20 protein-coding genes and 1 tRNA gene are annotated in these 23,983 nt (G+C 63.3%); 9 read left to right on the top strand and 12 right to left on the bottom strand.

Going from position 1 to position 23,983, the window contains the following annotated elements; translation table 11 throughout:
• The first annotated feature begins 75 nt into the window (after positions 1–75).
• Complete coding sequence (gene csg, locus ACWUI7_RS11310) at positions 76–2,931, top strand: HVO_2072 family ArtA-dependent S-layer glycoprotein (RefSeq protein ID WP_496642318.1); 2,856 nt, start codon at positions 76–78, stop codon at positions 2,929–2,931.
• A gap of 149 nt (positions 2,932–3,080) precedes the next feature.
• On the top strand, positions 3,081–4,697 hold the full coding sequence (locus ACWUI7_RS11305; protein WP_496642317.1) for a DUF7827 domain-containing protein: 1,617 nt from the start codon (positions 3,081–3,083) through the stop codon (positions 4,695–4,697).
• Between the two features lie 74 nt (positions 4,698–4,771).
• On the opposite strand, the gene ACWUI7_RS11300 is transcribed toward ACWUI7_RS11305, so the two are convergent.
• The 3 genes from ACWUI7_RS11300 to ACWUI7_RS11290 all read right to left on the bottom strand — a co-directional run bounded on the left by ACWUI7_RS11300 (position 4,772) and on the right by ACWUI7_RS11290 (position 10,608).
• Positions 4,772–6,322, bottom strand: a complete 1,551-nt coding sequence (locus ACWUI7_RS11300) for a hypothetical protein (RefSeq protein ID WP_496642316.1) — start codon at positions 6,320–6,322, stop codon at positions 4,772–4,774.
• 65 nt (positions 6,323–6,387) lie between these two features.
• Positions 6,388–8,850, bottom strand: coding sequence for an efflux RND transporter permease subunit (locus tag ACWUI7_RS11295; protein ID WP_496642315.1), 2,463 nt, complete (start codon positions 8,848–8,850; stop codon positions 6,388–6,390).
• Between the two features lie 3 nt (positions 8,851–8,853).
• Positions 8,854–10,608 carry a COG1361 S-layer family protein gene (locus ACWUI7_RS11290; protein WP_496642314.1) on the bottom strand — a complete coding sequence of 585 codons (1,755 nt, stop codon included), beginning with the start codon at positions 10,606–10,608 and terminating at the stop codon, positions 8,854–8,856.
• 293 nt (positions 10,609–10,901) lie between these two features.
• Here ACWUI7_RS11290 and ACWUI7_RS11285 point away from each other — a divergent pair, with 293 nt between their 5' ends.
• Both ACWUI7_RS11285 and ACWUI7_RS11280 read left to right on the top strand, forming a co-directional pair.
• On the top strand, positions 10,902–11,144 hold the full coding sequence (locus ACWUI7_RS11285; protein ID WP_496642313.1) for a ribbon-helix-helix domain-containing protein: 243 nt from the start codon (positions 10,902–10,904) through the stop codon (positions 11,142–11,144).
• The gene (locus tag ACWUI7_RS11280; RefSeq protein WP_496642312.1) at positions 11,137–11,874 is read left to right on the top strand and encodes a queuosine precursor transporter; all 738 of its coding nucleotides are present in this window, start codon (positions 11,137–11,139) and stop codon (positions 11,872–11,874) included. The genes ACWUI7_RS11285 and ACWUI7_RS11280 overlap by 8 nt, the downstream gene beginning before the upstream one ends.
• On the opposite strand, the gene ACWUI7_RS11275 is transcribed toward ACWUI7_RS11280, so the two are convergent.
• Positions 11,857–13,161 (bottom strand): RNA-guided endonuclease InsQ/TnpB family protein, encoded by a 1,305-nt coding sequence (locus ACWUI7_RS11275; RefSeq protein WP_496642311.1) that lies wholly within the window; start codon positions 13,159–13,161, stop codon positions 11,857–11,859. The two genes, ACWUI7_RS11280 and ACWUI7_RS11275, sit on opposite strands and share 18 nt — an antisense overlap.
• Positions 13,162–13,414: 253 nt before the next feature.
• Between ACWUI7_RS11275 and ACWUI7_RS11270 the strand changes: the two genes are divergently transcribed.
• Positions 13,415–14,803: an NAD(P)/FAD-dependent oxidoreductase gene (locus ACWUI7_RS11270; protein ID WP_496642310.1), complete on the top strand. Its 1,389-nt coding sequence runs from the start codon at positions 13,415–13,417 to the stop codon at positions 14,801–14,803.
• A 478-nt stretch (positions 14,804–15,281) separates the two neighbouring features.
• On the opposite strand, the gene ACWUI7_RS11265 is transcribed toward ACWUI7_RS11270, so the two are convergent.
• Entirely contained in the window at positions 15,282–15,872 is a 591-nt protein-coding gene (locus ACWUI7_RS11265) for a PIN domain-containing protein (protein WP_496642309.1), read from the bottom strand.
• Complete coding sequence (locus ACWUI7_RS11260; RefSeq protein WP_496642308.1) at positions 15,873–16,097, bottom strand: UPF0175 family protein; 225 nt, start codon at positions 16,095–16,097, stop codon at positions 15,873–15,875.
• A 466-nt stretch (positions 16,098–16,563) separates the two neighbouring features.
• Between ACWUI7_RS11260 and ACWUI7_RS11255 the strand changes: the two genes are divergently transcribed.
• The gene (locus ACWUI7_RS11255) at positions 16,564–16,848 is read left to right on the top strand and encodes a type II toxin-antitoxin system HicB family antitoxin (protein WP_496642307.1); all 285 of its coding nucleotides are present in this window, start codon (positions 16,564–16,566) and stop codon (positions 16,846–16,848) included.
• A gap of 149 nt (positions 16,849–16,997) precedes the next feature.
• Here the strand turns inward: ACWUI7_RS11255 and ACWUI7_RS11250 are convergent, their stop codons facing one another.
• Positions 16,998–18,020: an AI-2E family transporter gene (locus ACWUI7_RS11250; RefSeq protein ID WP_496642306.1), complete on the bottom strand. Its 1,023-nt coding sequence runs from the start codon at positions 18,018–18,020 to the stop codon at positions 16,998–17,000.
• A 172-nt stretch (positions 18,021–18,192) separates the two neighbouring features.
• Between ACWUI7_RS11250 and ACWUI7_RS11245 the strand changes: the two genes are divergently transcribed.
• The 3 genes from ACWUI7_RS11245 to ACWUI7_RS11235 all read left to right on the top strand — a co-directional run bounded on the left by ACWUI7_RS11245 (position 18,193) and on the right by ACWUI7_RS11235 (position 20,249).
• Positions 18,193–18,606, top strand: coding sequence for a type IV pilin domain-containing protein (locus ACWUI7_RS11245; RefSeq protein WP_496642305.1), 414 nt, complete (start codon positions 18,193–18,195; stop codon positions 18,604–18,606).
• 185 nt (positions 18,607–18,791) lie between these two features.
• Positions 18,792–19,220: a universal stress protein gene (locus tag ACWUI7_RS11240; protein ID WP_496642304.1), complete on the top strand. Its 429-nt coding sequence runs from the start codon at positions 18,792–18,794 to the stop codon at positions 19,218–19,220.
• Positions 19,221–19,715: 495 nt separating this feature from the next.
• Positions 19,716–20,249 carry a hypothetical protein gene (locus ACWUI7_RS11235; RefSeq protein WP_496642303.1) on the top strand — a complete coding sequence of 178 codons (534 nt, stop codon included), beginning with the start codon at positions 19,716–19,718 and terminating at the stop codon, positions 20,247–20,249.
• A gap of 68 nt (positions 20,250–20,317) precedes the next feature.
• Here ACWUI7_RS11235 and ACWUI7_RS11230 read toward each other — a convergent pair whose 3' ends face one another.
• The 5 genes from ACWUI7_RS11230 to ACWUI7_RS11210 form a co-directional block, all read right to left on the bottom strand.
• Entirely contained in the window at positions 20,318–20,770 is a 453-nt protein-coding gene (locus tag ACWUI7_RS11230) for a PIN domain-containing protein (protein ID WP_496642302.1), read from the bottom strand.
• Complete coding sequence (locus tag ACWUI7_RS11225; protein WP_496642301.1) at positions 20,767–21,063, bottom strand: AbrB/MazE/SpoVT family DNA-binding domain-containing protein; 297 nt, start codon at positions 21,061–21,063, stop codon at positions 20,767–20,769. The genes ACWUI7_RS11230 and ACWUI7_RS11225 overlap by 4 nt, the downstream gene beginning before the upstream one ends.
• 49 nt (positions 21,064–21,112) lie before the next feature.
• Positions 21,113–22,348, bottom strand: a complete 1,236-nt coding sequence (locus tag ACWUI7_RS11220; protein WP_496642300.1) for an RNA-guided endonuclease InsQ/TnpB family protein — start codon at positions 22,346–22,348, stop codon at positions 21,113–21,115.
• A 458-nt stretch (positions 22,349–22,806) separates the two neighbouring features.
• Positions 22,807–22,877: transfer RNA gene (locus ACWUI7_RS11215), tRNA-Pro, on the bottom strand.
• Between the two features lie 67 nt (positions 22,878–22,944).
• Positions 22,945–23,976, bottom strand: coding sequence for an RNA-guided pseudouridylation complex pseudouridine synthase subunit Cbf5 (locus tag ACWUI7_RS11210; RefSeq protein ID WP_496642299.1), 1,032 nt, complete (start codon positions 23,974–23,976; stop codon positions 22,945–22,947).
• Positions 23,977–23,983 lie beyond the last annotated feature (7 nt).

The raw sequence follows: 23,983 nt of genomic DNA, 5'->3' as shown, positions 1-23,983 counted from the left end.
AGTCGTCGGATTCGAACTCGATCTGTTACGCGTCAGCAGTTGGGTGCACGCTGGTAGGATACACACAACACAAAAATGACAAACGAAACATCGTATCGCGAGCAGGGACGTGCCGTGTTCCTGTCCGTGGTTATGATTCTCTCAATGGTTGCTGTGTCTGCAGCATTCGCAGGCACTGCGGCCGCTCAGGCGCAAGCCGGGGTCTCCGTCACTGACGGTCCGAACCCGGGCACAGTCGCACCTGGTGAATCGTTCGACCTAACAGTTGAAGTAACGAATACTGGTGACGAGAACGGAACCGTCACCGGTGTTCAGGCAAATAACACGCCGCCTGGGGTTGACGTAACGTTCCCCAATAGTGATGTTCAGGTAACGGGACTCGCACCAGGCGAGTCTACGACGTTCGATGTCACGGCTAGTGTCGCCAACGACGTCGCAGACGGCGACTACTCCTTCGACGTCGAGGGACAGGTTACCGAGTCGTTCACCGGTAGCACGACCGTTGACTTCACAGTCGCGAGTGACGGCGGTGACACCCCGTCCACCTTCGCGAACCGCGGCGAGCTAACCAACGGTGACGTTGGTGTCCTGAGCGGTGAGACCGTCTTCCAGGGCGAGGAAGACATCTCGTTCGTTGACGAGAACGGCGAGCGGGTCGTCCGTGCGAGCGATCTCGAGGGCACGTCCGGCTCCCGCGAGGGGACGCCGCTCCAGATGCCGATTCCGCAGGACGAAGAAACCGGAACGTACGCAGTGGGCGGCCCCGACGCTGCTTCTGACGCGTTCAGAACCACGGTCGTCGAGCCGCGCATCACCACGGCTGAGGTCCAGCTGAACGGCGATGACATCAGCCAGATTGCCGCCAGCCGCGCGACGGAAGATTCAGACGGAACGGATAGGTTCGGCATCGCCGCGGAGTACAACTTCGAGGAAGCCGAAAATGTGACCGTCGAGGTCCAGGACCCGAGCGGCGCAGACATCACTAACGAGGTCCTCGCCGAGGGTGAGGACGACGACCTCATCGACGACGGTGGCTTCGTTTCGCTCGACATGTCCTCCGAGGACGCTGGTGAGTACACCATCGTCTTCGAGGGGAACAACAACCTCGACTACGGCGACGTCATCGAGGAGTACACGATCGAGCTGACGAACCAGAACACCATTGAACTGAGTGTCGACGAGGACAGCGTCACGCAGGGTGACAACCTCGACTACACCATCAGCGGTGGCATCGACGGCGACTACCACCTCGTGACGGTCGACGCGACCGACTTCCGCGACGGCATCAGCCAGGGCGACAACGTCTTCCGTAACGTCGGGGACACCACGGTCACTGGCTTCGCCAGCGACACCGCAGGTGACCTCGGAAACGACCCGACGGACGCGGACTACGCGTACGCTGTGGTCGAGATTGACGGGACCCAGGGCGTCGGCGCGATCGAGACCGCAAACCTGGACGACACCTCGATCGACTTCGAGGTCTACCAGGATGATGGCGACGGTGAGTTCTATGACCGGCCAGCAGACACCGAGGACGACGTCGAGTTCGACGTCGAAGAGGGCGACGTGACCCTCGACAGCCCGACTGACTCCTACGTTGTCGGCTCCGAGGTCGACGTCTCCGGTTCGGCTGAGAGCGCGGACGAGGTCCGTCTCTACGCCAAGGACAACGACGACTGGGAGATTATCGAGGTCGACGGTGAGTACATCATCGACGTCGACTCCGACGACACCTTCGAAGAGACCGACGTCAACCTCCGCGACGGCGGCGGACCCGGTAACAACATCCTTGCCTTCGAGGGTCGCTACGAGATCGGCGTAATTGCCGAGGCAGACGCGGCACAGGCAGACGCGGACAACGGTAACACCCTCTCGAACAGTCAAATCACCACTTCACAGTGGACCACGGCGACGAGTAGCCGTGACTCGATCAACGTGGTCGAGGGTGACCTCACCGCTGAGTTTGTTACCTACAACGGCCAGATTGCCTCCGAAGACAGCATCATTGACGTCAACGGGACGGCAGCTGGTCAGGATAACGTCGTCGTCGCATTCGTCGACGACCGCGGGAACACGCTCGCGTACTCCGTGAGCGTCGACAGCGACGACACGTTCGAAGAGGAAGACCTCGGCGTTGGTCTCAGCCAGGGCAGCGTCTCCGCGCACGTCATCTCGAACGGCCGTGATGGCAACATCGGCGACGGTGACCTCCCGAACAATGAAAACAACATCGGTGGACTCGTGCAGTTCATCGACACCCTCGGCGACAACAACCAGCTGAGCGGTGACCAGGTCCGTGACCGGATCGTCACCGAGACCGTTGAGGACGACGCGAGCGACGACCTCATCGTCACGCAGACGTTCCGTCTGAACGACGGCACCGTCTCGCTCGACGCCGTCTACCCCGAGGGCTCTGAGGCTAGCGGTATCAACCCGGTCGCAGCGAACGACACGATGGTCGTCGAGGGGACGACCAACCGCAAAGCTGACGACAACTCCATAGTCATCGACGTTCTCGATGAGAACGGCAACTCGCTTGCCACCGACTCCACTGAGATGTGGGGCACGGATGGCATGTACACAGTGAACGTCGACACCTCCGACCTCGAGACTGGCACGTACACGATCGAGGCCGACACGGGCGACAACACCGACCGCGAGACGATCGAGGTTGTCGAATCCATCGAGGAGGAGACCACTGAAGAGGAGGAATCCACCGAGGAGGAGACCACTGAAGAGGAGGAATCCACCGAGGAGGAGACCACTGAAGAGGAGGAATCCACCGAGGAGGAGACCACTCAGGAGAACGACTCCGAGGAAACCACTGAGGAAGAGTCCACGGACGACAGCACGCCCGGCTTCGGCGCGCTCGTCGCCCTTGTGGCACTCGTCGCTGCCGCGCTCCTCGCGACCCGTCGTCGCGACGAGTAAGCAGCCACCTTCGAGCGGACCGGCCGCTCATCACACCCGATGCGGTTTATTTTTGCTGACGCTCACCCGATGAGCATCAGCGGTGCGTCTCGCGCCCGCGACCCCACCACAGAAAGTATTTACCCACCACAGCGGTAGCGCTGTCACACATGGCTACACGCACGGCGGTCTTCGCCGTCTTCCTCGCGGTCTGTCTCACCGTCTCGCTGCTTCCAGCTGGAGCGGTCGGACAGTCGGAGTCTGCGGTCGGCTTCGGCGGGGCCACGACCGTCGCCGCCCAAGGCGACGTGGCGACCATCGACCTCCGGGTTCGCAACACCGAAGCGGCCACGCTCCGCGTCCGCGCCGCAGACCAGTCGTACCGCGCCGACATCGACCTGCGCGACGGCGACGGCGACGGCCGGATCCGCGTCCAACTCGACACCTTCCGCGGGCTCGACGCAGACACAACCGTCGACATCTCGACGGTCGACCCCGCAGACGACGCCGAACTCGTCTCGGAGACGTCGACCCAGGACGGGCTCGTCTTCGCGGACGGCCGCTACAACCTGATCGCTGCCACCGAGTCGACGAGCATCGCGGCCGTCCTCCGACTTGAGCCGCCGACCGCCGGCGGCAACGCCACCCGAGCGGTACCGCCGGAAACCCCGCTGCCGGCCGGGCCTACCGAGGAGTCACGCACCGACACCGCCTCGACCGGCCCGGCCACCCCGTCGACCACCACGGATGGCGTCACGACCGTTGCGCGCGGTGACCACGCCCGCAGCACCTTCGCGGTGAGCGGGCTCGGGGGGATCCTCGGGCGGCCCGCGCCGGGTGATGACCTCGTCTCGGCGGTCGATGCGACGCGGTCGGCCCAGACCACTCACCGACTTCGCGCCTCGCCGACCGAGGCGGTGCGGATGCGGTCGGTCACGATCGAGTACGGCGAGAGCGACGCGATCCCGACCGATATCTTCCGTCTCTCGCGGGGCGACATCGAGACGCTTGGGGTCGACACCACCGGCGACGGCACCGTCGACCGCTCGGTTCGGTTCGCGGTGGGGAACATCCGGACGAGCACCGGCGGCACGGTCACCCTCGCGTTCGACCGCGCGGTCCCGCTCGACGCGGGCGACACGCTGCTCGCGTCGTACGCGGTCACCAACCCGGACACGACCGGCGCGGAGCCCGTCTCGGTGACGCTCGCCGGCGCCTCCGTGAGCCACACCGAACGCGGCGTGGTCCGGTACGGCCCGGCCGGACAGGGGTCGCTCGGCCACGGCGTCGACGCGCGGCTCGTCGCTGCGGACGCCGACGCCGACGAGCGCGTCGCCCCGCTTGCCGGTCTTGAGGCCACGTACGACCCGGCGAGTGACGCGGTCGTCGTCGACGCCGACACGAGTCGATTCGAGCCGGGGGCGTACACAGTAGAGCTATCGGTCGGCGCGGCGGCTCCGTACGTGCTCCCGACGACGACGATGCGCGAGGAGATTCGTGTTATCGAGCCGTCGGTCACGTTCACGAACCGAAGCGTCCCCGACGACCCGTTGTTCACCGTCTCGGCCGAGACGAACCTCGCGCCAGGCAACGACGTGGTCGTCCGGGTCGACGCCCGAGAGCGCGGCGGCGGCGTGAGCCAGGTGTCGAACTGCGTCACGGCGGTGACGGCCGACGGCCGTATCACGTGTGAGTTCGACCTCACGAAGCCCGCCAGCGACTTCGCCATCGAGGTATCGGTCGCACGCGGTAACGACACGGTCGGTGGGCCGGTCACGTACGAGTAAACTACCTTACCCGGCCGACCACGACACCCACTTCCTGCCGCGACGCTCGACTCACCCCGGCGTCGGGGAGGCGCTCACCGTCTCGTGCGCCACGGCGCGTCCACGTCGGTGAGCCCGCCCACACGTGTTCGGACAGCCCTGACCGTCTCACGCATCATCCGACGAACCACGTCGTCGACCGACTCGGCTCGGGCTGGGGTGTCGGTCGGGTCAGTCGTGGCATCACCTGGGGGTGACGGCTCACGCTCGGCCGGCCGCTCGTTCGTCTCCGCGGGTGCCGACTCGGCGGCCTGAGGTGACGCAGTGTCCGCGGCGGCTGCCGGCGCCGTGGTCGTCTTGGCCGGCTCGTCGACGGCGACGACCGTTGTCTCGTGCTGGACGCCGGCCGCGTCGGTCACGAGGACGCGGACGGTCGTCGACGCGTTCGCAGCCGCGAGCGACGCGTTCACGTCGACACGCGTCACCGGCTCGTCGGCGCCACGGACGCGCACGACGTCGAGCCGGTCGCCGGTCGCCTCGTCGACGCTCTCGACGGTCACCCGGGTGACCGGCCCGCCGGAGACGGCACCGACAACCCGCACGGCGTCCGTCGCTCCCGCGACCGGCTGAGCCGTCACGTTCACGTGGGGGTCGGCGTCGCCGGTGCGCTCGACCGTGACCGTCTCCGTCGCGGTGTTGCCGGCCGGGTCGCGCGCCGTCACGACGATCTCGTTCGTCCCCTCTCGCAGCGTGACCGTCTCCTCGAGGGCGACCGCGAGCCGGTCTCGGTCCGGCTCGGCGTCTGTCTGAACGAGTATCGCCTCGGTGCCGTCGGGGCGGGTCACCCGGAGGTCGGTGACCTTGACCGCATCATGGACCGTCCCCGTCAGCTGCACCGTCTCGGCGCTCGTCTGTGCCGGTACGGAGACGTCGACTGTCGGCGCGGCCGTGTCGTCGACGACGATCACGAACGAGTCGGCGCGAATCTGCCCGAGGCGGTCCGTGTACTGGGCGGTCATGTTGTTCCGCCCGTCGCCGAGCAAGAGCGGCTGTTCGAAGGAGTCGCCGGGGTCGCGCTGGGCGTGGTGTCGTCGGCTCGCCAGTGTCGTGCCGGCGCGCTCGTAGGTGTACGCTCGGCTGACGGTGAGTCGGGTGACGCCCGCGTCGTCGACCAGCTCCCCGGCGAGCGTCGTCGCTGCGCCCTCGACGCGCACCTCCTCGGGCACCCCCGCGAGCACACTCGTCTCGAAGGGAGCAGTGTACGCGACCCGCGGCCGTTGGTCGTCGACGATCACGGTCGCCGAGACACTCGAGACGCCGTCCGCGTTCGCGACGACAGTCACCTCGTTAGCCCCGCTCTCGAGCTCGAGTGGGACCATCGCCTCGACTGACGGCTCCCCGGGTTCACGCGACCACCGGATCACCCCGTCGACGCGGACGTCGACGAGCTCGACCGGCGCGGACGCCTCGATGCTCACGCTGACGGTCGGATCCGCCTGGACGAGCGTCTCCGAGCCGGCAGCGACCGGCTCACCGTCGACCGCCATCATGATCGTCGGGGAATCCCCCGCGACCGGCGTGACGGCCGTGCTCGCGAGCAGCAAGAGCACACACCACCCGAGGACCACGACGGCGACGCGTGTCATAGCGGAGGGCACCCGCGGACCGATATAAGCCTCCCGCGCCGATTACCGAAATCGGTAATGTGCGCTCAGGCAGCCGCGTTCGCACTCCCCGGCGCGTATCGGTCCCACAAGAACAACGCCGGCGGGAGCGCGAGAATCGAGATGAAAAACGAGTACGCCACGCTCATCCCCATCAACAACCCGAAGTTGCCGAGCACGGGGGTGATAGCGAGCGCGAGCGACCCGGTCCCGAGCGACGTGGTGAGCATGCTGCCCATGAGCGCGCCGCCGGTCCCGGTGAGCGTCTTCGTGAGCGCGTCGAGTGCGGTGTCGCGCCGATCGTACTCGTCGACGAACCGCGCCGTGATGTGCACGGAGTACGCGATTCCGAGCCCGACGCCGATAGACAACAGTGTCGCCGTGAGTGCGTTAAGCGAGAGCCCCAAAAATCGCATCGTCCCGACGAGCGTCGCCACCGAGATCAGGATGGGAAACACGTTCACGATTCCCAAAAGCGGCTTCGACTCAAGCACACCGTAGGCGATCATCAAGAATCCGCCGGTGAGAAGCAACGAGAGCAACAACCCTTGGACGGCCGACTCGAAGATGATCCCGGAGATCACGTCGAAGACGACGATGCTGCCGGTCGCAATAGCCGTGTACCGGTACTCGCTGGCGTGCTCGCGGCCCTGCTGGGTGACGAGGTCTTGGGAGGCATCCGACTCCACGCTGTAGACGACTTGGGTGCTCCGACGGTCGTCGGTGAGATACCGATCGGCACGATCACTGGCCGGCGAGGCGAGCAGGTAGTCGTAAATCAGCTTGAGGTTCTGGTCTGGCACCCCATTGCCGTTGCGGTCGTTACGCTCGACGAGCGCGGCGAACTGCGGGTCCTGCTCGGCGTACCCACGAATCACTGTCACCAGACTCTCCGTTTGGACCGCGTTCTCGTCGCCGAGCGCGAGCGTGTCCGGTGGGTCGCGGTCGGGTCGCACGAGCGACTCCAGTGCGTGGTCGGCTTCCATCGGCCCTTGGACGTAGATCGTTATCGACTCGTCTTGGTTCGCATCGAACCGTTCTTCGAGGACGTCGAGCGTCGACGAGACGGTGTAGTCGCCGGGTGCCAACGGCCCGGGAACGTACTGCACGTATGCGGGCTCTTCAGACGGCGGTAAGAAGTCCTCCTGCTCGAAGGAGGTGTCGACCCCGGTGCCGTAGGCGGCCATCCCGCCGCCAAACAGTAGTAACACGATGACGAGCACGACCGGTGCGCGCTCGCCGGCTTTTGCCGAGAGTGCCAGCAATCGCCCGAGCGCGGATTCCTCGTTGGCGATCGGCGTTGAGTTGAACTCGGGGACGCCGAACCGCTCGCGGAGCTGGTCGACCTCGAGTTTGACCGCGGGCAAGAACAGCCCGAAGATGAGGAACGTAAAGACGATGCCGACCGCGGAGATGATCCCCAGGTTGCGGATCGGCTGGAGGTCAGAGAGGGCGTTTGCGCCGAAGCCGAACACCGCGGTCGCCGTGACGATGATAAACGCGATCGTCAGCTGGCGGGTCGCGATGCGCATCGAGGGGATCGCTTCGAGGCCCGTCACCGTCTCCTCGCGGTAGCGGTTGATGATGTGGATGCCGAAGTCGACGCCCACGGCCAACAACAACACCGGCGTCGAGATCTGTTGTTGGGTGAAGGGGATCCCCGAGAAGCCGAGGAAGCCGAACGTCCAGATGATCGTCATCAACAACGCCGTGAGCCCGAGCGCGAGGTCGATCGGGTCGCGGTAGGCGACGACGAGAAAGCCCAACAACAACACGACGAGGATAGGCATCACGAGCGCCAGCGAGTCGCCAATGATCTGGCCGGTCTCGGCGTTGATGATCCCACTGCCGAACGCCCGGATGTCGGCCGGCTCGTCGGACGCCAGCGTGGCGATCGTCGTCTGGATCGACTGGAGGTCGCCGTCGCTGAATCCCTGTGGGACGTCGTGGGTTATCACCGTCACCGACGCCGACGCGGACGCCTCGCGGGCGTTGAAGTCGTCGGAGACGAGACTGGTGAACCCGGGTTGCTCGCTCGCCGCCCGGACCGCCTCGCGCAGCTCTGTGTCCGTCGCCGTGCGGATCGCCCGGCGTTGTTCACGTGGTGTCTCGGCCGTCGGGTCGAGTTGGGTCGCAACGAGCGTGGCGGGCCCGCGTGCGGACGCCATCCGAAGGCTCTCACGCCGGTCGACTCGGTCGAGCACCCGGAGGTTCGCGAGCATCGCCTGCCGTGAGAGGACGTCTGTCCCGGTGTGGACCAGCTGTGTCGACTCGTCTTCGGCCGCGAATGGGTCCTCGAACTCGTCTTCGACTGCGTCGAGCGCGTTCTGTGCTGGAATGTCCTGGGTGAAGCTATCCGTCGCGTCCGAATCCGTTGAGACCATCGTCATCCCGCCCGCGAACACGGCCGTTACGAGGAGGAACGCGACAATCACGGCTTTCCGTCGGCGTACAACAACTTCGCTGAGCGTGACCGTAGCGGCCTGGATGCGGTCGCCGAGTCGGCTCATTGACTACTCCCTCTGCCGGTAGTAGGCTGCCCCGCCGACGACGGTGAGCGCGGCGACGACACCGAGTACGATGCCGAACGGGAAGCCACCCTCGCTCTGAACGACGCGCACCGCGACGCGAGTGGTATCAGAGAGCGTGCTGTCGCCGTCGCCGTCGTCGTACCGGAAGTCCATGGAGACGGGGTACGTTTTCGCCGTTGCGCCGCCCTCAGCCGCGAGCGTGAACGTCATATTCGTCGACTCACCGGGCGCGAGCGACTCGGCAAAGCCCTCGTCTTCGGGGCTGTCAAGCGGACTGTCGGCGAACAGCCGAGCCTCGACGTCGGAGACGGGTTCGTCGAGGTTGTTCGTCACGACGATGTCGAACGTTGTCGTCGAGCCGGCGGTCACCTCGCGGTCGACAACCTCGACGCCAAAGTCGTCGCGCTCTTCGTCGACCGCGTACGCGACCTCGACGTCCTCGTACCGCCGGAGCTCGTTCTCGTCGTTGCGATAGCGAACCGCCACGTCGGCGACGCGGTCGACGGGCTTCGCCTCGCCGCCGATCTCGATGGGGAGCGCGAACTCAGCAGATGCTCCCGACTCGAGCGACCCGACCGCGACCTCGTTTTCGATCGGGATCACATTCGGCGACTCACTCTCGTAGACGACGACGACGTTTCGTGCCGGTGCCGGCCCCTCGTTGGCCACGGTGCCGCGAAGGTCACCGTCCTCACCAACTCGGAGCGTCGTCTCGCCGCTCTCGATGCGGAACGTTTGTTCAGCACGCGGCGTCACACCGAGGGAGATCGATTCGTCGACACGCGGGATTCCCTCGGGGTCATCAAACGTCACCTCCCCGTCCACTGAGTATCCTCTCACCGAAGAATCGGGCGAAACGGTTACGTCGTAGGTAACGGTGTCACGCTCACCCGGATCGAGGCGATCGATGCGTGCCGTACTCATCTCGGTCCCACTGAAACGGAGGTCACCGGCTGCCTCGAGGGTTACGTCGGCGTCGATAGCCGGCTCGGAGCCGGTGTTCTCGATCACGGCTTCGAGCGTGCCGGAGTCACCGACCTGTGCGTCCGTCCGGGCCTCGACGATGTCGAAGCGGGCCTCGTCTTTCACCTCTACTTCCACCGTCTCGGTGATCGTGCGTGTTCGCTCGTTCGCACTGGAGCCGATAGGCTCGCCGCCTTGGAACGACCGGTACGAGTACTGAACCTCGACGTCGAGGTCGTACGTGCCCGTCTCGACCGACTGCGGTACGTCGACGGCGACTTGGAACTCACGCGGCTCATCTTCGGTCACCGAGCCGATACCCCGCATCTCGGTGTCGACGGTGAGTGGCGTCCCGTCGGCGGTTGCTTCGACCCGGACGTTCCGAGCGGTCGTAACGATCTGCCGGTTCTCCGCTGACCCGAAGTTCAGCGTCCCGTCGTTCGCGATCTGTAAGCTGAGCTCGTTCGTCTGGTCGGGCGTCACCGTCGAATCAGGAAGCATCACCTCGAGATCCGGTCGACCACGCACGACCGCGGTCTGCGGTCGAACCGGCGCGGCACCCGCCTCGGTCGCGGCTGCCGGTGTATCGGTCACCGCGCCCGACGCGTCGATGGTACTGCTCGCTCCGAGTGCGGCTACATCGGTTGACTCTCCCGAGGACACGCCCGCGGCCGCGACGCCGGCGGCCGCGACGCCAGCGGTGCCACTCACCAGGAGCATGCTTGCGAATACCACCGCAGCCCATCGCACTCGGGTCGACGGTGAGCCGGTCATTGGCCACCTCGTGTGGGTCTTCGTGCAGGCGTCGGGAGCCCGCGGGGACGACGATACACGCGCTGAAGAAGGGCTCGTCTCACGTATTTTGATCCGTTCAAAAATTAATAACTGTTACGTTCCTCGGGTCGTCACGCCGCTTTCGACGGAGACTCGTGTCATCACAGCTGCGTCATGAGGTGGCCCACCGAGACCCAGACAGGCAGCTTTTTGCTCGCTGGAGATTCTTCAGCGAATACTGTGATACTATCAAACGCCACGTCGACGGCCGACACCCGAGGGCGGTGATCGCGGTGCCGAAGATTAGCGTCGAGGTTCCCGAAGAACTGCTCGCCGACCTCGACGACCACGTCGGCGACGACGGGAAGTTCGTGAACCGAAGCGACGGGATCCGCGCGTCGATCCGCAAGACCCTCGACGTCCTCGACGAGATCGACGAGCGACACGGACGACTCACCGACGAGCCCACGGGGCGCGACGCAGCGGCCGACCACGAGGAGCCCGCCGGTGGCGACGTGGAGGCCGACGATGGCTGACCGGGCGGCGACCGAGGGGCCACAGTCGGTGTTCGCCGTCGACCCGCTCTCACGCCCCGCGGTCGCGGCGGTCGGGCTCGTCGCGCTCTTCGTCACCGCGCTCGTGACTGCCCAGGTCACGGCCGCGAAGGTGCTCGCGCTCCCGCTTCCGGTCGCGCTGCCCGTCGTCGGCCCGGAGATTCTCCTGCCGGGGGCGGCGCTCGCGTACGCGCTCACCTTCTTCGCGTCCGACTGCTTCGCCGAGCTCTACGGTCGTCGCGCCACCCAGGTGGTCGTCAACGTCGCCTTCGCGATGAACTTCGTCGTCCTCGCGCTGGTGTGGTCGACACTCGTCGCACCCGGCGTCGACCCTGGGGTCTCCTCGGCGTTCGCGACCGCGCTGGGGCCGACGACGAACATCGTCGCCGGTAGCCTGCTCGCGTACGTGGTGAGCCAGAACGTCGACGTCGTGTTGTTTCACGCGATCCGCGAGCGGACGGGCCCGCGGCTGCTCTGGCTGCGAAACGTCGCCTCGACTGCGACGAGCCAGGCGGTCGACACGGTCATCTTCGTCGGTGTCGCGTTCCTGCTTGCGCCGACCCTGCTCGGCATCGGACAGCCGCTTCCGCTCCCCGTGGTTGGTACCCTCGTCGCCGGCCAGTACATCCTGAAGCTCGCGATCGCGCTCGTCGACACGCCGTTCGTCTACCTCGTCGTCGGCGCGGTTCGGGAGTCAGTCACCCACGACTGAAGTCGTGGGCTTGTCAGTGGACTCCCCTTCTGCCGTCGTAACGACGGAGGCAGTGTAATCGCCGTTCAGGTTCAACGTCCCTGACGTTAGCGCACACTGACAGGGTGCGCCTCCACTCGAAGACGTCTGCCCCGAGTGGAGTTTCTTGAGCAGTTTGCGAGCGATGTTCTTGCTCGCGTTGTAATCTGCGTTCAGTTCGTACTCACACTTCTGACACACGAACTGGTGTTTCGACCGCCGATTCGACTCATGCGTAAACCCACACGACGAACACCGCTGACTCGTGTATGCAGGAGGTATCTGTTCAATCCCGATATCGAACATCTCGGCTTTGTACTCCGTGTACTGGTACAGGCGTCGGAACGCCCATGCGTGGAACCGCTTTGCACCAGCCATCCGTTTGCGAATATCGGTTAAATTCTCGAAGGCGATGTGCGTGCATCTGTGGTCGCGGGCTTCTTCGAGAATCCGGTTTGAGGCACGGTGGAGTTCGTCCTGCATCCAGCGATGTTCGCGGTCTTGCATCGACTGAATCGACAGATGTGCCGACCGCGTTCCAGTTTGTTGCATCGACCCGCGAGTCTTCTCGAACTCACGGCGTCGGTGGTTCATCTCGTCAGCGTTCCCGATGAACGCCCCGGTCGAAGTCACGGCGAGCGAGCCGTCCACGTTCAGGTCAACACCAAGGACTGTTCTGTGCTTGGCGTCAGAAGAATTGGGTGTGGACTGCTCTTGCTCGCTTGTGACTCGGCGCATCCGTGCGTGAAGGTAGAACGACTCCGTTTGGCGGTCGTACTGTAACGTGGACATGCGGAACTCGAAGTCCTCGTTCAGCAGGTACTCGCCAATCGGTGTTCCCTCAGCATCGCTGGGAAACACGTAGTCACACTCGACGCGACCATTCAGCGTTGAGAGGGAAACGTGGTCGCGGTGGAACGTCGCACTCCGCTTGTCGTAGACGACGCTCCACGCATCGAAATACGGTTGACTGGTGTTGTCGCCTTTCTTGAGTCGGGCGACACCGCTTTTGATGGCCTCGATAGCACGCCGAATTCCTTTTTGAACGAGGTTGGCGTGCATGTAGTCCGTGTCTTCACGGAGTTGGTCATAGAGGGCGTTCTCGGCCTTCTGTTTCGAGGTTACGCAGTAGTCGTTCGGGTATCTCCATGCCCACTCTGCGGTAGTGTTTGCGCAGTGGATGAAGTGGTCTTTGATTTGATGGAGGTCGTCGCACCGCTTGTCAGGTACATCGAGTTTGATTCTGACGGTGCGAATCAAGTCCCCCATCCGTGTATCACATGTCAAACTACCTATTTATCAATTGCACGATTGACGTGGGGGAGTCGGGTTGGTGTCGCTCGTGGTTGGTGGAGTGGCTTGTCGGATTCCTCCCACGAGTAAACTCGTGGGCTTCCTCCTTGCATCTATGTGACGTCCGGGGGTGAGACAGGGCCCGCAATCAGTGTTGTCGACGAGACCTCGCGAAACGCACCCCGGACCCGACCGTGAATTTAAAGCCTGGACGTCGACCTCTCTCTGTATGGAACGCGTAGACGTCGCCATCGTCGGCGGAGGACCCGCCGGCACGTCCGCGGCGTACGCGGCTGCAAGCGGAGGTGCGGACGCGATAGTCGTAGAGAAGGGGGTGCCGCGAGCGGACCGCGAGGGTCTCGGTCCGGACTCCACCGACGCGGCCGGAATTCTCGACTACTGGGTCGACTTGATGGGGATCCACCCCGATGAGTTCGACGATGGCATCATCCAGCGCCGACTCGACCGCGCGGAGTTCCGCGGTCCCTCTGCGTCCGCAACGCTGTACGACACCGGTATCGGCTCGTCGTACGACGCCTTCGGGTACACGTTTCACCGGGCGCGGTTCGACGACTGGCTCCGCGAGCGTGCCGAAGACGCCGGCGCGAGCTACCGGGTGGGCACCGCGGTTCGCGACGTGGAAACGGACCACCGGGCCGGCGGTAGCGGGCCGACGCCCCGGCACGTCGTTCGGCTCGCCGACGGCACGGTGATCGGTGCCAACTTCCTCGTGCTCGCGGACGGCCCGCAGCGGACCGTGACGAATCCCGTCCTCGACGAGTACCTCCCAGCCGACGCAAACGCCTCCGAGCGGCTCTCACCGCCGAAGGCAAACCACATCGCCTACCAGGAGTACCGGCGCGTTCCGGAGGCCGTCTACGAGGCGGTCGACGGCGCGATCGTCTTCTGGTGGGGCGTGATGCCCGGCGAGACTGCCTATCCGTGGGTGTTTCCCAACGAGGACCGTGTCTGTCGGATCGGCTTGACCATGCCGATGGGGATGGACGTCTCGGCGTTCGACGCCGACGCCTACGCGTTGTTGTCGCCCGACGACGAGACGATCCCGAGCGGAGGCGAGTACGTCCGCCGACTGTTGGAGTGGCAGTACGGCGACGAGTACGACATCGAGACCGACTTTCCGGTGGTTGAGGCCGCCGGCAAACGCGACGGGACCGAAACGTACCCCATCTCGTCGACCCGCCCGATCGACTCGCCGACGGACGCCGGCATTGCCGTGGTCGGCGGTGCGATGGGCACGACGTCGGCGTTCCACGAGGGCGGCGATCACGTCGCGGTTCGGACGGGGGCGATCGCCGGGGAGCTCGCCGCGGCCGGCGACCTCGCCGCGTACAACCGACGCTGGAAGGAGGCCATCGGCGACGAGGTGCTCCGGAACGTGACGATGGCTGAGATGGTCGCCGACTATGACCCTGCCGACTGGGACCGGATTATCGGTGCGGCTGACGCGATGCTCGCCGCCAAGGCGGGTGACGGGCTCCTCTCACAGCCCTATCGATCTGGGTGGGAGTCGCTGAAGCTGATCGCGGGGTACCGGTGGAACAAGCGATCGACCAGTCGGAACTACGTCGGCATCGGCGCAGACGAGTACGTGTACTAGCCCGCTCAGCGGCCGCCCCCGCGACTCGAACCGTGATGCACATTCACCAGCAACCCACCTGCGGTGGCGCGCGCCTCGTGAGGTCGCCGAAGGCGGGCTCGCGAGCGCGTGCGAGGGATGAGCGAGTCGCCGGCGGCGACTCGCGAATCGGCTGGGGAGGGTGTGGCGAAGTAGTGTCCGGCTGTCACGCTGTCGTCTCAGTTATATAACCACCACCAACGTACAGAATCGGCTGGGGAGGGTGTGGCGAAGTAGTGTCCGGCTGTCGCACGGTCGTCTCAGTCATACAATTACTACCAACGTACAGAATCGGCTGGGGAGGGAGTAGCTGAAACTGCGCCATATGTCGCACGGTCGGCTCTGTTGAAATACTTTCCTTTAGACACATTTTCACCTGCAACAGCCGGTCGAGGAGAGCTGGCTACTAAGCAGATGATCAATCTCCAGCAGGTTTGAAATCAACCCCCTGTGAACTGTTCTATGACATCCACAGACAGTAGCGTATGTTACCGAGAGGTGCGTAACCACACTTGACACAATGTAAATTAGATCCAACTGATCCGTGGTTATCGAGTAGTTCAGCCATGCTCTTTACGGGTGCGTAGTACCCGCGTCGTTCCCGCCACGTGCCAAGCCACTTGTCGGCAGTGTTGCGGTCGAGATACGCTGATTCGACGCCAAGTACGAGCAGTCCGATTGATCCCGTGACCGGGACGTCTCGTTGGTTGGCGACCTTCCGGGCAGCGAGGTCGTCGGTCGCAAGCGTTCCACGGTGTTCTATGGCACCGAGCAGTGACTCTGCTTCCCCGCGGTCCAACCGATCACGGATCTCCTGAACGCCATCGTCTGCTGAGACGGGTTGAATGGGTAATTCCTCACCGAGCGCATCGACGGCGTCATCGAGATACTCGTGACCGGCGTCTAGACCACGCTCGAGCTCGTCACAAACAGCCGGCACGACGACTGGCAACTTCAACACGGCAGCGAGGAATGAAACGCTATCGGTGCTGGCGAAGTTACTGACGACTGTGGTGTCGAGGACGACTGGCTGAGGGTACCCGCCTGACATTCACTCGCCGAGACTCCGTGCGACGTCGACCTCGTCTTGAAGATCGGCGTCTGCTCGTGGACCGTAAAGCGCGGTAAAGCCAGCCTCTTCGAGAACCGCCTCGAACTCCCAACGAGTCAGTCCCGCTACTTCGGCAGCCTTCCCGAGCGAGATCTCGCCCAGCACATACTGACCGACAGCGGTCGCTAGTTCGTCGTTCGCTTCAGGGCTGGTTGACAACGCCATTCTGCTTGGCGGTCTAACCTCTGCGCATATGAATGTATTCCTCCAAAACGGTCACATCCTAACTCCAGCTCGTCTGTCCCGAGATCAGTACCCGAGCAGTCCACTCACACTCTCATGAGCAATGTGGGAGCCGATCAGAGCCCGCCCGAGTCCAACACTGGCAACGATCAGCATGCGATGTCTATCAGGTCACGAGGGTTCTAACAGATCTAATCGCGTGTAAGCTTCTATAACCGTGGCTCAGTATTAGTTACTAGATCAGAGGGCGTTATAGAACAGTTAACAAGCTGTTGTTTGCAATTGAAATATGTGTGATTAGCTGTGAGAAAGAGTATGTGTATTGACCACAAGGGTTCGACCAGTTCAAATAGATGTTTCAGTGATCGTGCGAGATACACAGCGCGAATACAGCATGAAGTCCACTATACACACCAGATTCACTCGACTCCCAAGTCTCTTTGATGCCATGAGCATAGACACCGACGACCCCGGCGACGAGGACCCCACACTGCCGGTCAACATCTCACTGTCCGTTGGCGAGAGTGGCGACGTGTGGGTCGCCCATGACGAGGACACCGGTGTCACGTCACAAGGCCAGACTCGAGAAGCCGCACTCAAAAACCTTGATGAGGCCGTCGCCGGCTATCACGGTGCCGGAGAATCGCCGAGCGACGAGGAACTCCGTGACGTGGGAATCGACCCGGAACAGAACACCTCTCAGTCGCTGGATGAGTCTGACGTGTTCCAGTGACTACATTGAACGAAACAAGCCAGAATATGACACACTCTAAGTATTTCAACAGAGCCGCGCGATCGCGTTCGCTACAGGACCATCGCTGACGTAGTGGCGAACGCGTGACCACCTCGCACCCCTCATCACGGGGTCATGTGCGTCGGCCATCAACTGTCAGACGATCGCTCGCGGGCGTACAGGTCGAGTACCTCTTTCGCGCCACCAAGAACCACGGGCCCGATAAACAGTCCGACACCGCCGAACAGAACGATCCCCCCGAAGATACCCATCGCGATCACCGCGACGTTGATCGCGCCGGCACGGTTGATCACGGCCGGTCGCAAGTAGACGTCAGAGATACTGACGAGCACGCCAAAGACGAGCATGGCGCCCGCCGCAGTCGGCCGATCACCCGCAAGAAGATAGATCGCTGCGGGCACCCACACGCCGAACGAGCCGACGAGCGGGAGTAACGTGAGCAAGAACGCGGCGACGGTCAGGAAGGTGACGCCCGGCAACCCGGCGATCAAAAAGCCGACACCGAGTGTCACCGCCTGTGAGGCAGCGATGACGACGTTCCCGACGACGGATGCCCACATCAGGTCGTCCAGCTCGGCGAGCAGCTCTTCTTGGACGGGCTCCGAGACCGGAACGACCGCCATCGTCCACGCGAGGAGGCGGTCACCATCGCGCAAGAGCGCAAAGAGAATGAACGCCGTCACAGAGAGCCCGACAACCACGCCGGGGAGCCCACGCACGAGCTCGAGGCCCCAACCAGCCAGCCGCCCGAGCCCGGCTTCGATCGACGGTCGGTACGTCGCGTAGAGCTGGGAGCCGTCCACCGTGTATCCAACGAGATCGATCGGCTCAAGCAGGAACCCGTCGAACTCACCACGACGGAAGGCGCCGAGTAATCCGAGTCCCTGTTGTATCGCGACTACCGTCACGAACAACAACGGAATAAACAGGACCACCACGGTGAGGAGGATCAACCCGACGGCAGCGATATCCGGACGCACGTAGTCCGAGAGCCGGCGGTGCGCGGGCGTGAGCACGTACGCTAACACGACGGCCAAGAGCACGTACCGGAGGTACGTCGAGACGAGGAGCCCGGCGACGAGCGCTCCCGCGAGCGCGATGACCGTCAGCGTGCGACGCTCTCGGTGGCGACGGCTCGACGATTCGCTCATGATCTCCCTCCGTCCGGTCGCTTGGTCATCAACGAGCGAGAAAGGGACCGCCCAGGACTTAAAATCGCGCCGTGAGACACCGTCACTAAATATCAGTACTGATAGCTGCAGCGGCAGCTACAAATATGTCGGCTCAAACTGGATACTGACCGATACTCGGTCGATTCTACCCATGAATGCAGACAGCCCGTTTCACAGGACCGACCGGGGAGTCAGCCCGGTCATCGGCGTCGTCATGATGGTCGCGATCACCGTGATCCTTGCGGCCGTAGTTGGAACGTATGTCGTCGGCCTTGGTGACACACTCACTGAGACCGCCCCGCAGGCCTCGTTTACCGTCGAATCAGCGAATGGTGACACTGTCACCATCGTGAAGACGGGCGGGGACCCACTGGATACGACCCAGCTCGCACTCTCTCTCGGCGGCGACCGAATCGACGCGGGCTTTTCGGGTGAGGAGTGGCGAACTGGCGATACAGAGCAGGTAACACACGGCAGCAGCACCACCGGCGACCAGACGCTCAGACTGATTCACGACCCGAGTGGGAGCGTGATCTACGAAACGACGGTCAACGTGGGCGAGTGAGCTGCCGCAGCCGATAGCAGAAAATATTGCTTATTTCCTAATTTTACTATATTACGTAATTACATTTTGTGACTGGAGCGCGTCACACTCCACGTCAGGGGCTCACCCCCGTGTTCTTTCGCGGTTTTTCTCTCACTCAAGAAGCAACGAAACGTATGTAACCCCTAAAGCCGCTGCTTCGAGACGTGTCCGATCACATCCTCGTTCCGATGGACGACTCCGAGCACGCCGGCGACGCCCTCCGGTACGCGTTCGAGACGCATCCAACGGCGAGCGTCACCGTACTCCACGTCGTCGGCGCGCCGTCGATGCTGATGGGTGAGGCAGTTGAGCTCACGTTCGAGCCAGACCTCGATGTGGCCGCCGCCGAGCACGCCGCGCCCGTGTTCGAGCGCGCAACCGCCATCGCCGACGAGTACGACCGCGAGGTCGAGACTGCCGTCGGACTTGGTCACCCCGCCCGTGAGATCCTCGACCGCGCCGCGGCGTACGATGGCGTCGTCATCGGGGCACACGGAGCAGACTCCGACCGCGCCTCGCGACGCTACCTCGTTGGCAACGTCGCGAAGACTGTCTCGACGCGCGCGTCGGTCCCCGTGACGATCGTCCGGTGAGGCTCCTCACCCGTGGCCGGTGATCGGCTGCGATACCACCCTCCACCGAGTCGTCTGCGGGCCCGTTCGAGTCATCTGTGCGAGCCGCGTCGCTCGCGTGTGCTGGCGCGTCGCTCGTATGTACTGGATCCGTTCGTCTTGCGCTACCGCGTCGCTGCGCTGTCTCGCTTCGGTACCCAACGTCCGCAGTCGTCGAACGCGACCCGCGTGGGTCGATTCCGCGTTCGATGCCGGGCTCTGTGAGGAGCATCTCGACGCACCGTCGACAGAGCCAGAGCGCGAGTAGCTGCATGTCGCCGTCGCGATCGAACCACAGGCCGACCTGGTCGGCGGCCTCCTGGCCGCAGTGAGTGCAGTGCATCGACTCGTGGTCACGGCAGACAGCAACATATATACCCACGATAGTTTATCCTGTAATTATCTCGTGATGGCCATCACAGACCGACTCACCGCTCGTGACGGCCGTCACGACCCGCTGTCATCCCCTGATCTCCGATGACGTCAAAGCGCACACTGCTCGACACGTACGACGGGCCGACCCAGGACACCAAGCGCGCGATCGTCGCGTATCTCCACGACAATCCCGACCGCGAACACGACCCCGAGACGATCTTCGAGGCGATCCGCGACGAGTGCCGAGCGAACACCCCCGAGACGGTCGCCAACCAGCTCTCGGCGCTCGCAACCGAACACGACGTCGTCGCGCTTCACGAACGGTCGTTTTACCAGTGGGCTGGTCCCGGTCGTCGTCGGCCGAATCGCCGGCTCCGCGATGCGGTATCGTCGACCCGGCGATGGGTCGACTCGCTCGAGCTCTCGTACGGCACCGGTATCGTGGCGTTTCTGATCTGGTTGTGTGGGATCGGTTGTGCGCTCGTGAGTCTCGTCCCGCTTTTCACCTCGGTGCGCCCGCTCGGCGTCGCCTTCATCGAATGGTTCGTCGCCGCCGGTATCGCGACGATCCTCGGCTCCGCCGTGCTCGTCGTCTGGGTCCCGGTGTATCTGTTCGACGTTCACACCGCGACGTGACTCGACCGTGGTGTGTCACAGGTTCTCATTGCCTTTCATACGTACGTCTATGTCAGGAACCCACGACTTCAGTCGTGGGTCGATGACACACCGTCTTCACGGAACCTGCGTAAGTCAACATCCAGAGCTAGACCATCGAAGTCATCGTCAGTTCCCACAACCAGTGTTGCTTCACGTTCGTAGGCAAGCGAAACCGCGTACGTATCGGCCAGCGAAATGCCTCCGTCGGCTTTCACCTCACCTGCAAGCCGCCAGTCGGCTGCTTCAAGTTCCACCCCCTGCCGTTCAAGCGCACGAAGATCTCGGTCTGCTTCTCGAAGCGAAGTATTTGTTGGGGTGTCATCGGTGCCCTCAAACCGGGCAACGAGATAGAACACTTCACTCGCATTCGTCTCAGTGAGGTATCCGCTAGCCTCACCAGAGAAGACTTCATCAAGTAGGTCAGCGACGATCTCGTGCCCGGGTTCGTTGTAGAGGTACGCGATGATCGCCTCGGTGTCGAAGACGTACTCGTTGCTCATACGTCCTCGGACGGACGGAGCCGTTCAACTCGCTCCGCTTCCAGGCGCTTTTCTTCGTCTTTCAACTCACGGACCCGCTCCAGTACCTCGCCACGCTCATGCTCACCGGCATGGATGCCGTGTAATTCGTCAGGTGATGGGACTGGCTCGATGATGATACGCCCTCGCTCTTCGTAAACGAACACCTCGCTAGGCGTCTCAATCCCGAACTTCTCGCGCAATCTCTTAGGGATAGTGGCCTGTCCCTTCTGGGACACACGCACTACTCTCGGTTCGTTTGTACTACTTGCCATCGTTAGTAATACCTATGATCCTCTGTGTTACTAAAGGTACCGTAGTGAACTACCCCACCCTACCGCTCGGGCTGACGCCCTCGCGCTTGAGGGTGGGGCTTCCTGTTTCCACGACGCGCTTTGCATCCACAACCGAGGACACAGGGAGCGCAGTCTCCACAGGCGTTGATTTGGAGCGTCCCGCTCCTAACCGCTTCTTCACACCGCGAGAAAGAATATTCCACGCCGCGTTCGCGTCTCTATCCGCCTCGAACCCACACGCCGGGCAGGAGTGTTCGCGCACCCACAACGGTTTCTCGGTCGAGACGCCGCAGGACGCACACTCTTTCGTCGTTCCGCGCGGATTCACAGCAACGAAGTATGTTCCTTCGCGTTCGCACTTGTATTTGAGCATCCGCAGGAATGTTCCCCACGCCGCACCTGCTCGGTTCCGCGAGTTGCCCGGTAGTTCGACCAACCCCTTTGCGTCCAAGTCCTCGACCGCCACGAAGTCGTACTCTCGAGCGTAGTAGTTCGAGAGCTTGTGAAGGAAGTCGCGGCGCTTGTTCTTCAACTCGGCGTAGCGTTCTGCCACGACCCGACGCTGTTTCTCCCAATTGTCCGACCCATGCTGTTTCCGCGAGAGGTCGTGCTGTGCGCGTTCCAAACGTTCGCGTTCGTCGGAGAGGTCAAGGGATTCGACGGCGGTTCCGTCCGTGTCGTGGGCGTACTTGAGGATCCCCACGTCGATGCCGACGCAGTTCTCGGGATTCTCCAGCTTCTCCGGCGGGTCGTCGGGCGTCTCGATGCCGAGAATGGCGTACCATATTCCGGTCGGTTCCTGTTTAACGGTGACGGTCTTGATTTCGGCGTCGTCGGGAAGACCGCGGTGGAAAGTGAGCGGAATTTCACCGAGTTTCGAGAGCCACAGCCGAGTCCGACCGCTCGTGTTCTTGAGCTTGAAGCCGGATTGACTGTAGGTGAAACTGCGGTACTCGCCCGGTGCCTTCCACTTGAGCGTCCCGACGCGGTAGCCGTTCTCTTTGCGCCCTCGTAGTGTCGAGAGGTTGTCGTACAGCCGTTGCACGACTTTCTGGAGAACCTTCGAGTGAACGTTTTTCAGGTCGTTCCACCACTTCTTGAGACTCGGCAGGAGCTTCTGCTCGGAGTATGCCGAGGTGTCGTCGGTGCGGTTGAGTCGGTGGAGAAAGTGGTTGTAGACCTGCCTACAGGTATCGACAGTCCACACTAACTGTTCTTCGAGAGCGTCGGACGGTCGGAGTCGATACCTGTAGTTGTAGTTCACGAGCGTTCTTCGATGAGTTCGTCAAGTTGTCCGCGAACGAACGACGAGAGGTTAAGATGGTTCTCCTTGACCCACTCGGCTTGGTCTTCACGGATGGTGATGTTCTTCCGCCTCATTACATACGCACTGTGCGTATCTATACGCATAATTGTTTCGATTGCGTGGACCTGTGGGCCGAGCGTCGAACGTGTTTGAGAACCGTGCGGCGTTGACGAGACACTTTGCGTCTCGTCCGCGCACAAGAGCCTCGCTCTTGTGAACGCTGTATCCCCTCCCTACTCACTCGCTTCGCTCGTTCGTTGAGGAAGGGGCCTTAGCGCCTCAATTCAGGTAAATCGATCTGCGAATTTATGACCTCCGCGAGAGCGTCGCGGAGGTCGAAGACAAGAAGCCGACACAGCGGCTGATGGCGGTGAGTAACTATTGCTCCGGCGGCTGCTAGCGCGTGAACGTTCGTATGGGACCGCTGAGAGTCGAACTCAGGTCCTACGGACCCCATCCGCAGAGGATACCACTACCCCACGGTCCCGTATCGTGTCTCGAACGACGACCGACGCGTAATTAAGAACTTCGTTTCGGTCCCCGACCCGCCTGGCTCACACGAGGACGCGCTCTATCGCGACCACGGTACCCGACTCGGCCGCCGGGTCGCCGACGAGCTGCCCGAGACAGACGGCCGACCCGTCCGGCATGAAACAGGCCACGAGCGGGGCACGACCGGTCTCTTCGGGGACCGTGCCATCGGCCGACTCGGTGGCGTCCGTGGCCGCCTCTCTCACCGAGCGTTCGCTGTCGATCACGCCCGGGGCGTACACCGGCGCCCCGGTCGCGACGGCCCGCGCGGCCGAGGGGGCGATCGTGACCGACGGGAGCCCAGTGAGTGCTGTCTCGGCTGGCTTCACGACTCGTCTGAGGAGTGCTTCGTCGCCAGCTTCGGCCCACGTGAGACCGTCGACGAGATCCTGCAGCGTATGTAGTGTCGTGTCGTCGAAGGGGTCCGTCGCCGTCCGTCGGAGGTGGCCCATGTGCGCGCCCACACCGGCGGCGAGTCCGATGTCGTGACACAGCTTGCGGACGTAGGTGCCCGACGCACACCGAATACGGAGCAGTGCCTGTCGCGATTCGCACTCGAGCAGCTCGAGGTCGTGGATCGTGCGGGTGCGCAACCGCCTCGTCACGGCGCTCTTGCGCGGGGGCTTTTGATAGATCGTCGCCTCGAACTCTCCGACGACGTCTTCGAGATCCGCGGGTGCCGGCCCGTGTAGCTCTAGGACGGCGACGTACTCTTTCGAGCCCTCGAGAAACACCTGTGCCGCGCGGGTCGCAGTCCCGGTGAGCGACGGGAGACAGCCGGTCACCTTGGGATCGAGGGTCCCGGCGTGTGCGACACCTGCGATCGGCTCGCCACCCGGGTCGATCGTCTCGAGGCTGTCGTTGATCGCATCACGGACCCACGCAGAGACCTGGTGTGAGGACGGACCGGCGGGCTTGTCGAGGTTTACCACGCCGAACCGAAGCAGCTCGCGTACCGACCGTTCGTCCGGCGGAGAACGGAGGGGGTCGTCGTCGGTGGCACCGGTCTCTGTGTCGTCGGGCGGCGTATCGCTCGGCGGGGAATCAGGAGACATCAGGTAC

The organism is Halorubrum orientale, from assembly GCF_059623105.1.
Note: the sequence above shows the minus strand (reverse complement) of the source record. Positions and strands in the feature narration are given on the sequence as shown.

Coding starts and splice junctions, on each gene's coding strand:
- csg (WP_496642318.1), top strand. CDS start 76: ATGACAAACGAAACATCGTATCGCGAGCAGGGACGTGCCGTGTTCCTG.
- ACWUI7_RS11305 (WP_496642317.1), top strand. CDS start 3,081: ATGGCTACACGCACGGCGGTCTTCGCCGTCTTCCTCGCGGTCTGTCTC.
- ACWUI7_RS11300 (WP_496642316.1), bottom strand. CDS start 6,322: ATGACACGCGTCGCCGTCGTGGTCCTCGGGTGGTGTGTGCTCTTGCTG.
- ACWUI7_RS11295 (WP_496642315.1), bottom strand. CDS start 8,850: ATGAGCCGACTCGGCGACCGCATCCAGGCCGCTACGGTCACGCTCAGC.
- ACWUI7_RS11290 (WP_496642314.1), bottom strand. CDS start 10,608: ATGACCGGCTCACCGTCGACCCGAGTGCGATGGGCTGCGGTGGTATTC.
- ACWUI7_RS11280 (WP_496642312.1), top strand. CDS start 11,137: ATGGCTGACCGGGCGGCGACCGAGGGGCCACAGTCGGTGTTCGCCGTC.
- ACWUI7_RS11275 (WP_496642311.1), bottom strand. CDS start 13,161: ATGGGGGACTTGATTCGCACCGTCAGAATCAAACTCGATGTACCTGAC.
- ACWUI7_RS11270 (WP_496642310.1), top strand. CDS start 13,415: ATGGAACGCGTAGACGTCGCCATCGTCGGCGGAGGACCCGCCGGCACG.
- ACWUI7_RS11265 (WP_496642309.1), bottom strand. CDS start 15,872: ATGTCAGGCGGGTACCCTCAGCCAGTCGTCCTCGACACCACAGTCGTC.
- ACWUI7_RS11260 (WP_496642308.1), bottom strand. CDS start 16,097: ATGGCGTTGTCAACCAGCCCTGAAGCGAACGACGAACTAGCGACCGCT.
- ACWUI7_RS11255 (WP_496642307.1), top strand. CDS start 16,564: ATGAGCATAGACACCGACGACCCCGGCGACGAGGACCCCACACTGCCG.
- ACWUI7_RS11250 (WP_496642306.1), bottom strand. CDS start 18,020: ATGAGCGAATCGTCGAGCCGTCGCCACCGAGAGCGTCGCACGCTGACG.
- ACWUI7_RS11245 (WP_496642305.1), top strand. CDS start 18,193: ATGAATGCAGACAGCCCGTTTCACAGGACCGACCGGGGAGTCAGCCCG.
- ACWUI7_RS11235 (WP_496642303.1), top strand. CDS start 19,716: ATGACGTCAAAGCGCACACTGCTCGACACGTACGACGGGCCGACCCAG.
- ACWUI7_RS11230 (WP_496642302.1), bottom strand. CDS start 20,770: ATGAGCAACGAGTACGTCTTCGACACCGAGGCGATCATCGCGTACCTC.
- ACWUI7_RS11225 (WP_496642301.1), bottom strand. CDS start 21,063: ATGGCAAGTAGTACAAACGAACCGAGAGTAGTGCGTGTGTCCCAGAAG.
- ACWUI7_RS11210 (WP_496642299.1), bottom strand. CDS start 23,976: ATGTCTCCTGATTCCCCGCCGAGCGATACGCCGCCCGACGACACAGAG.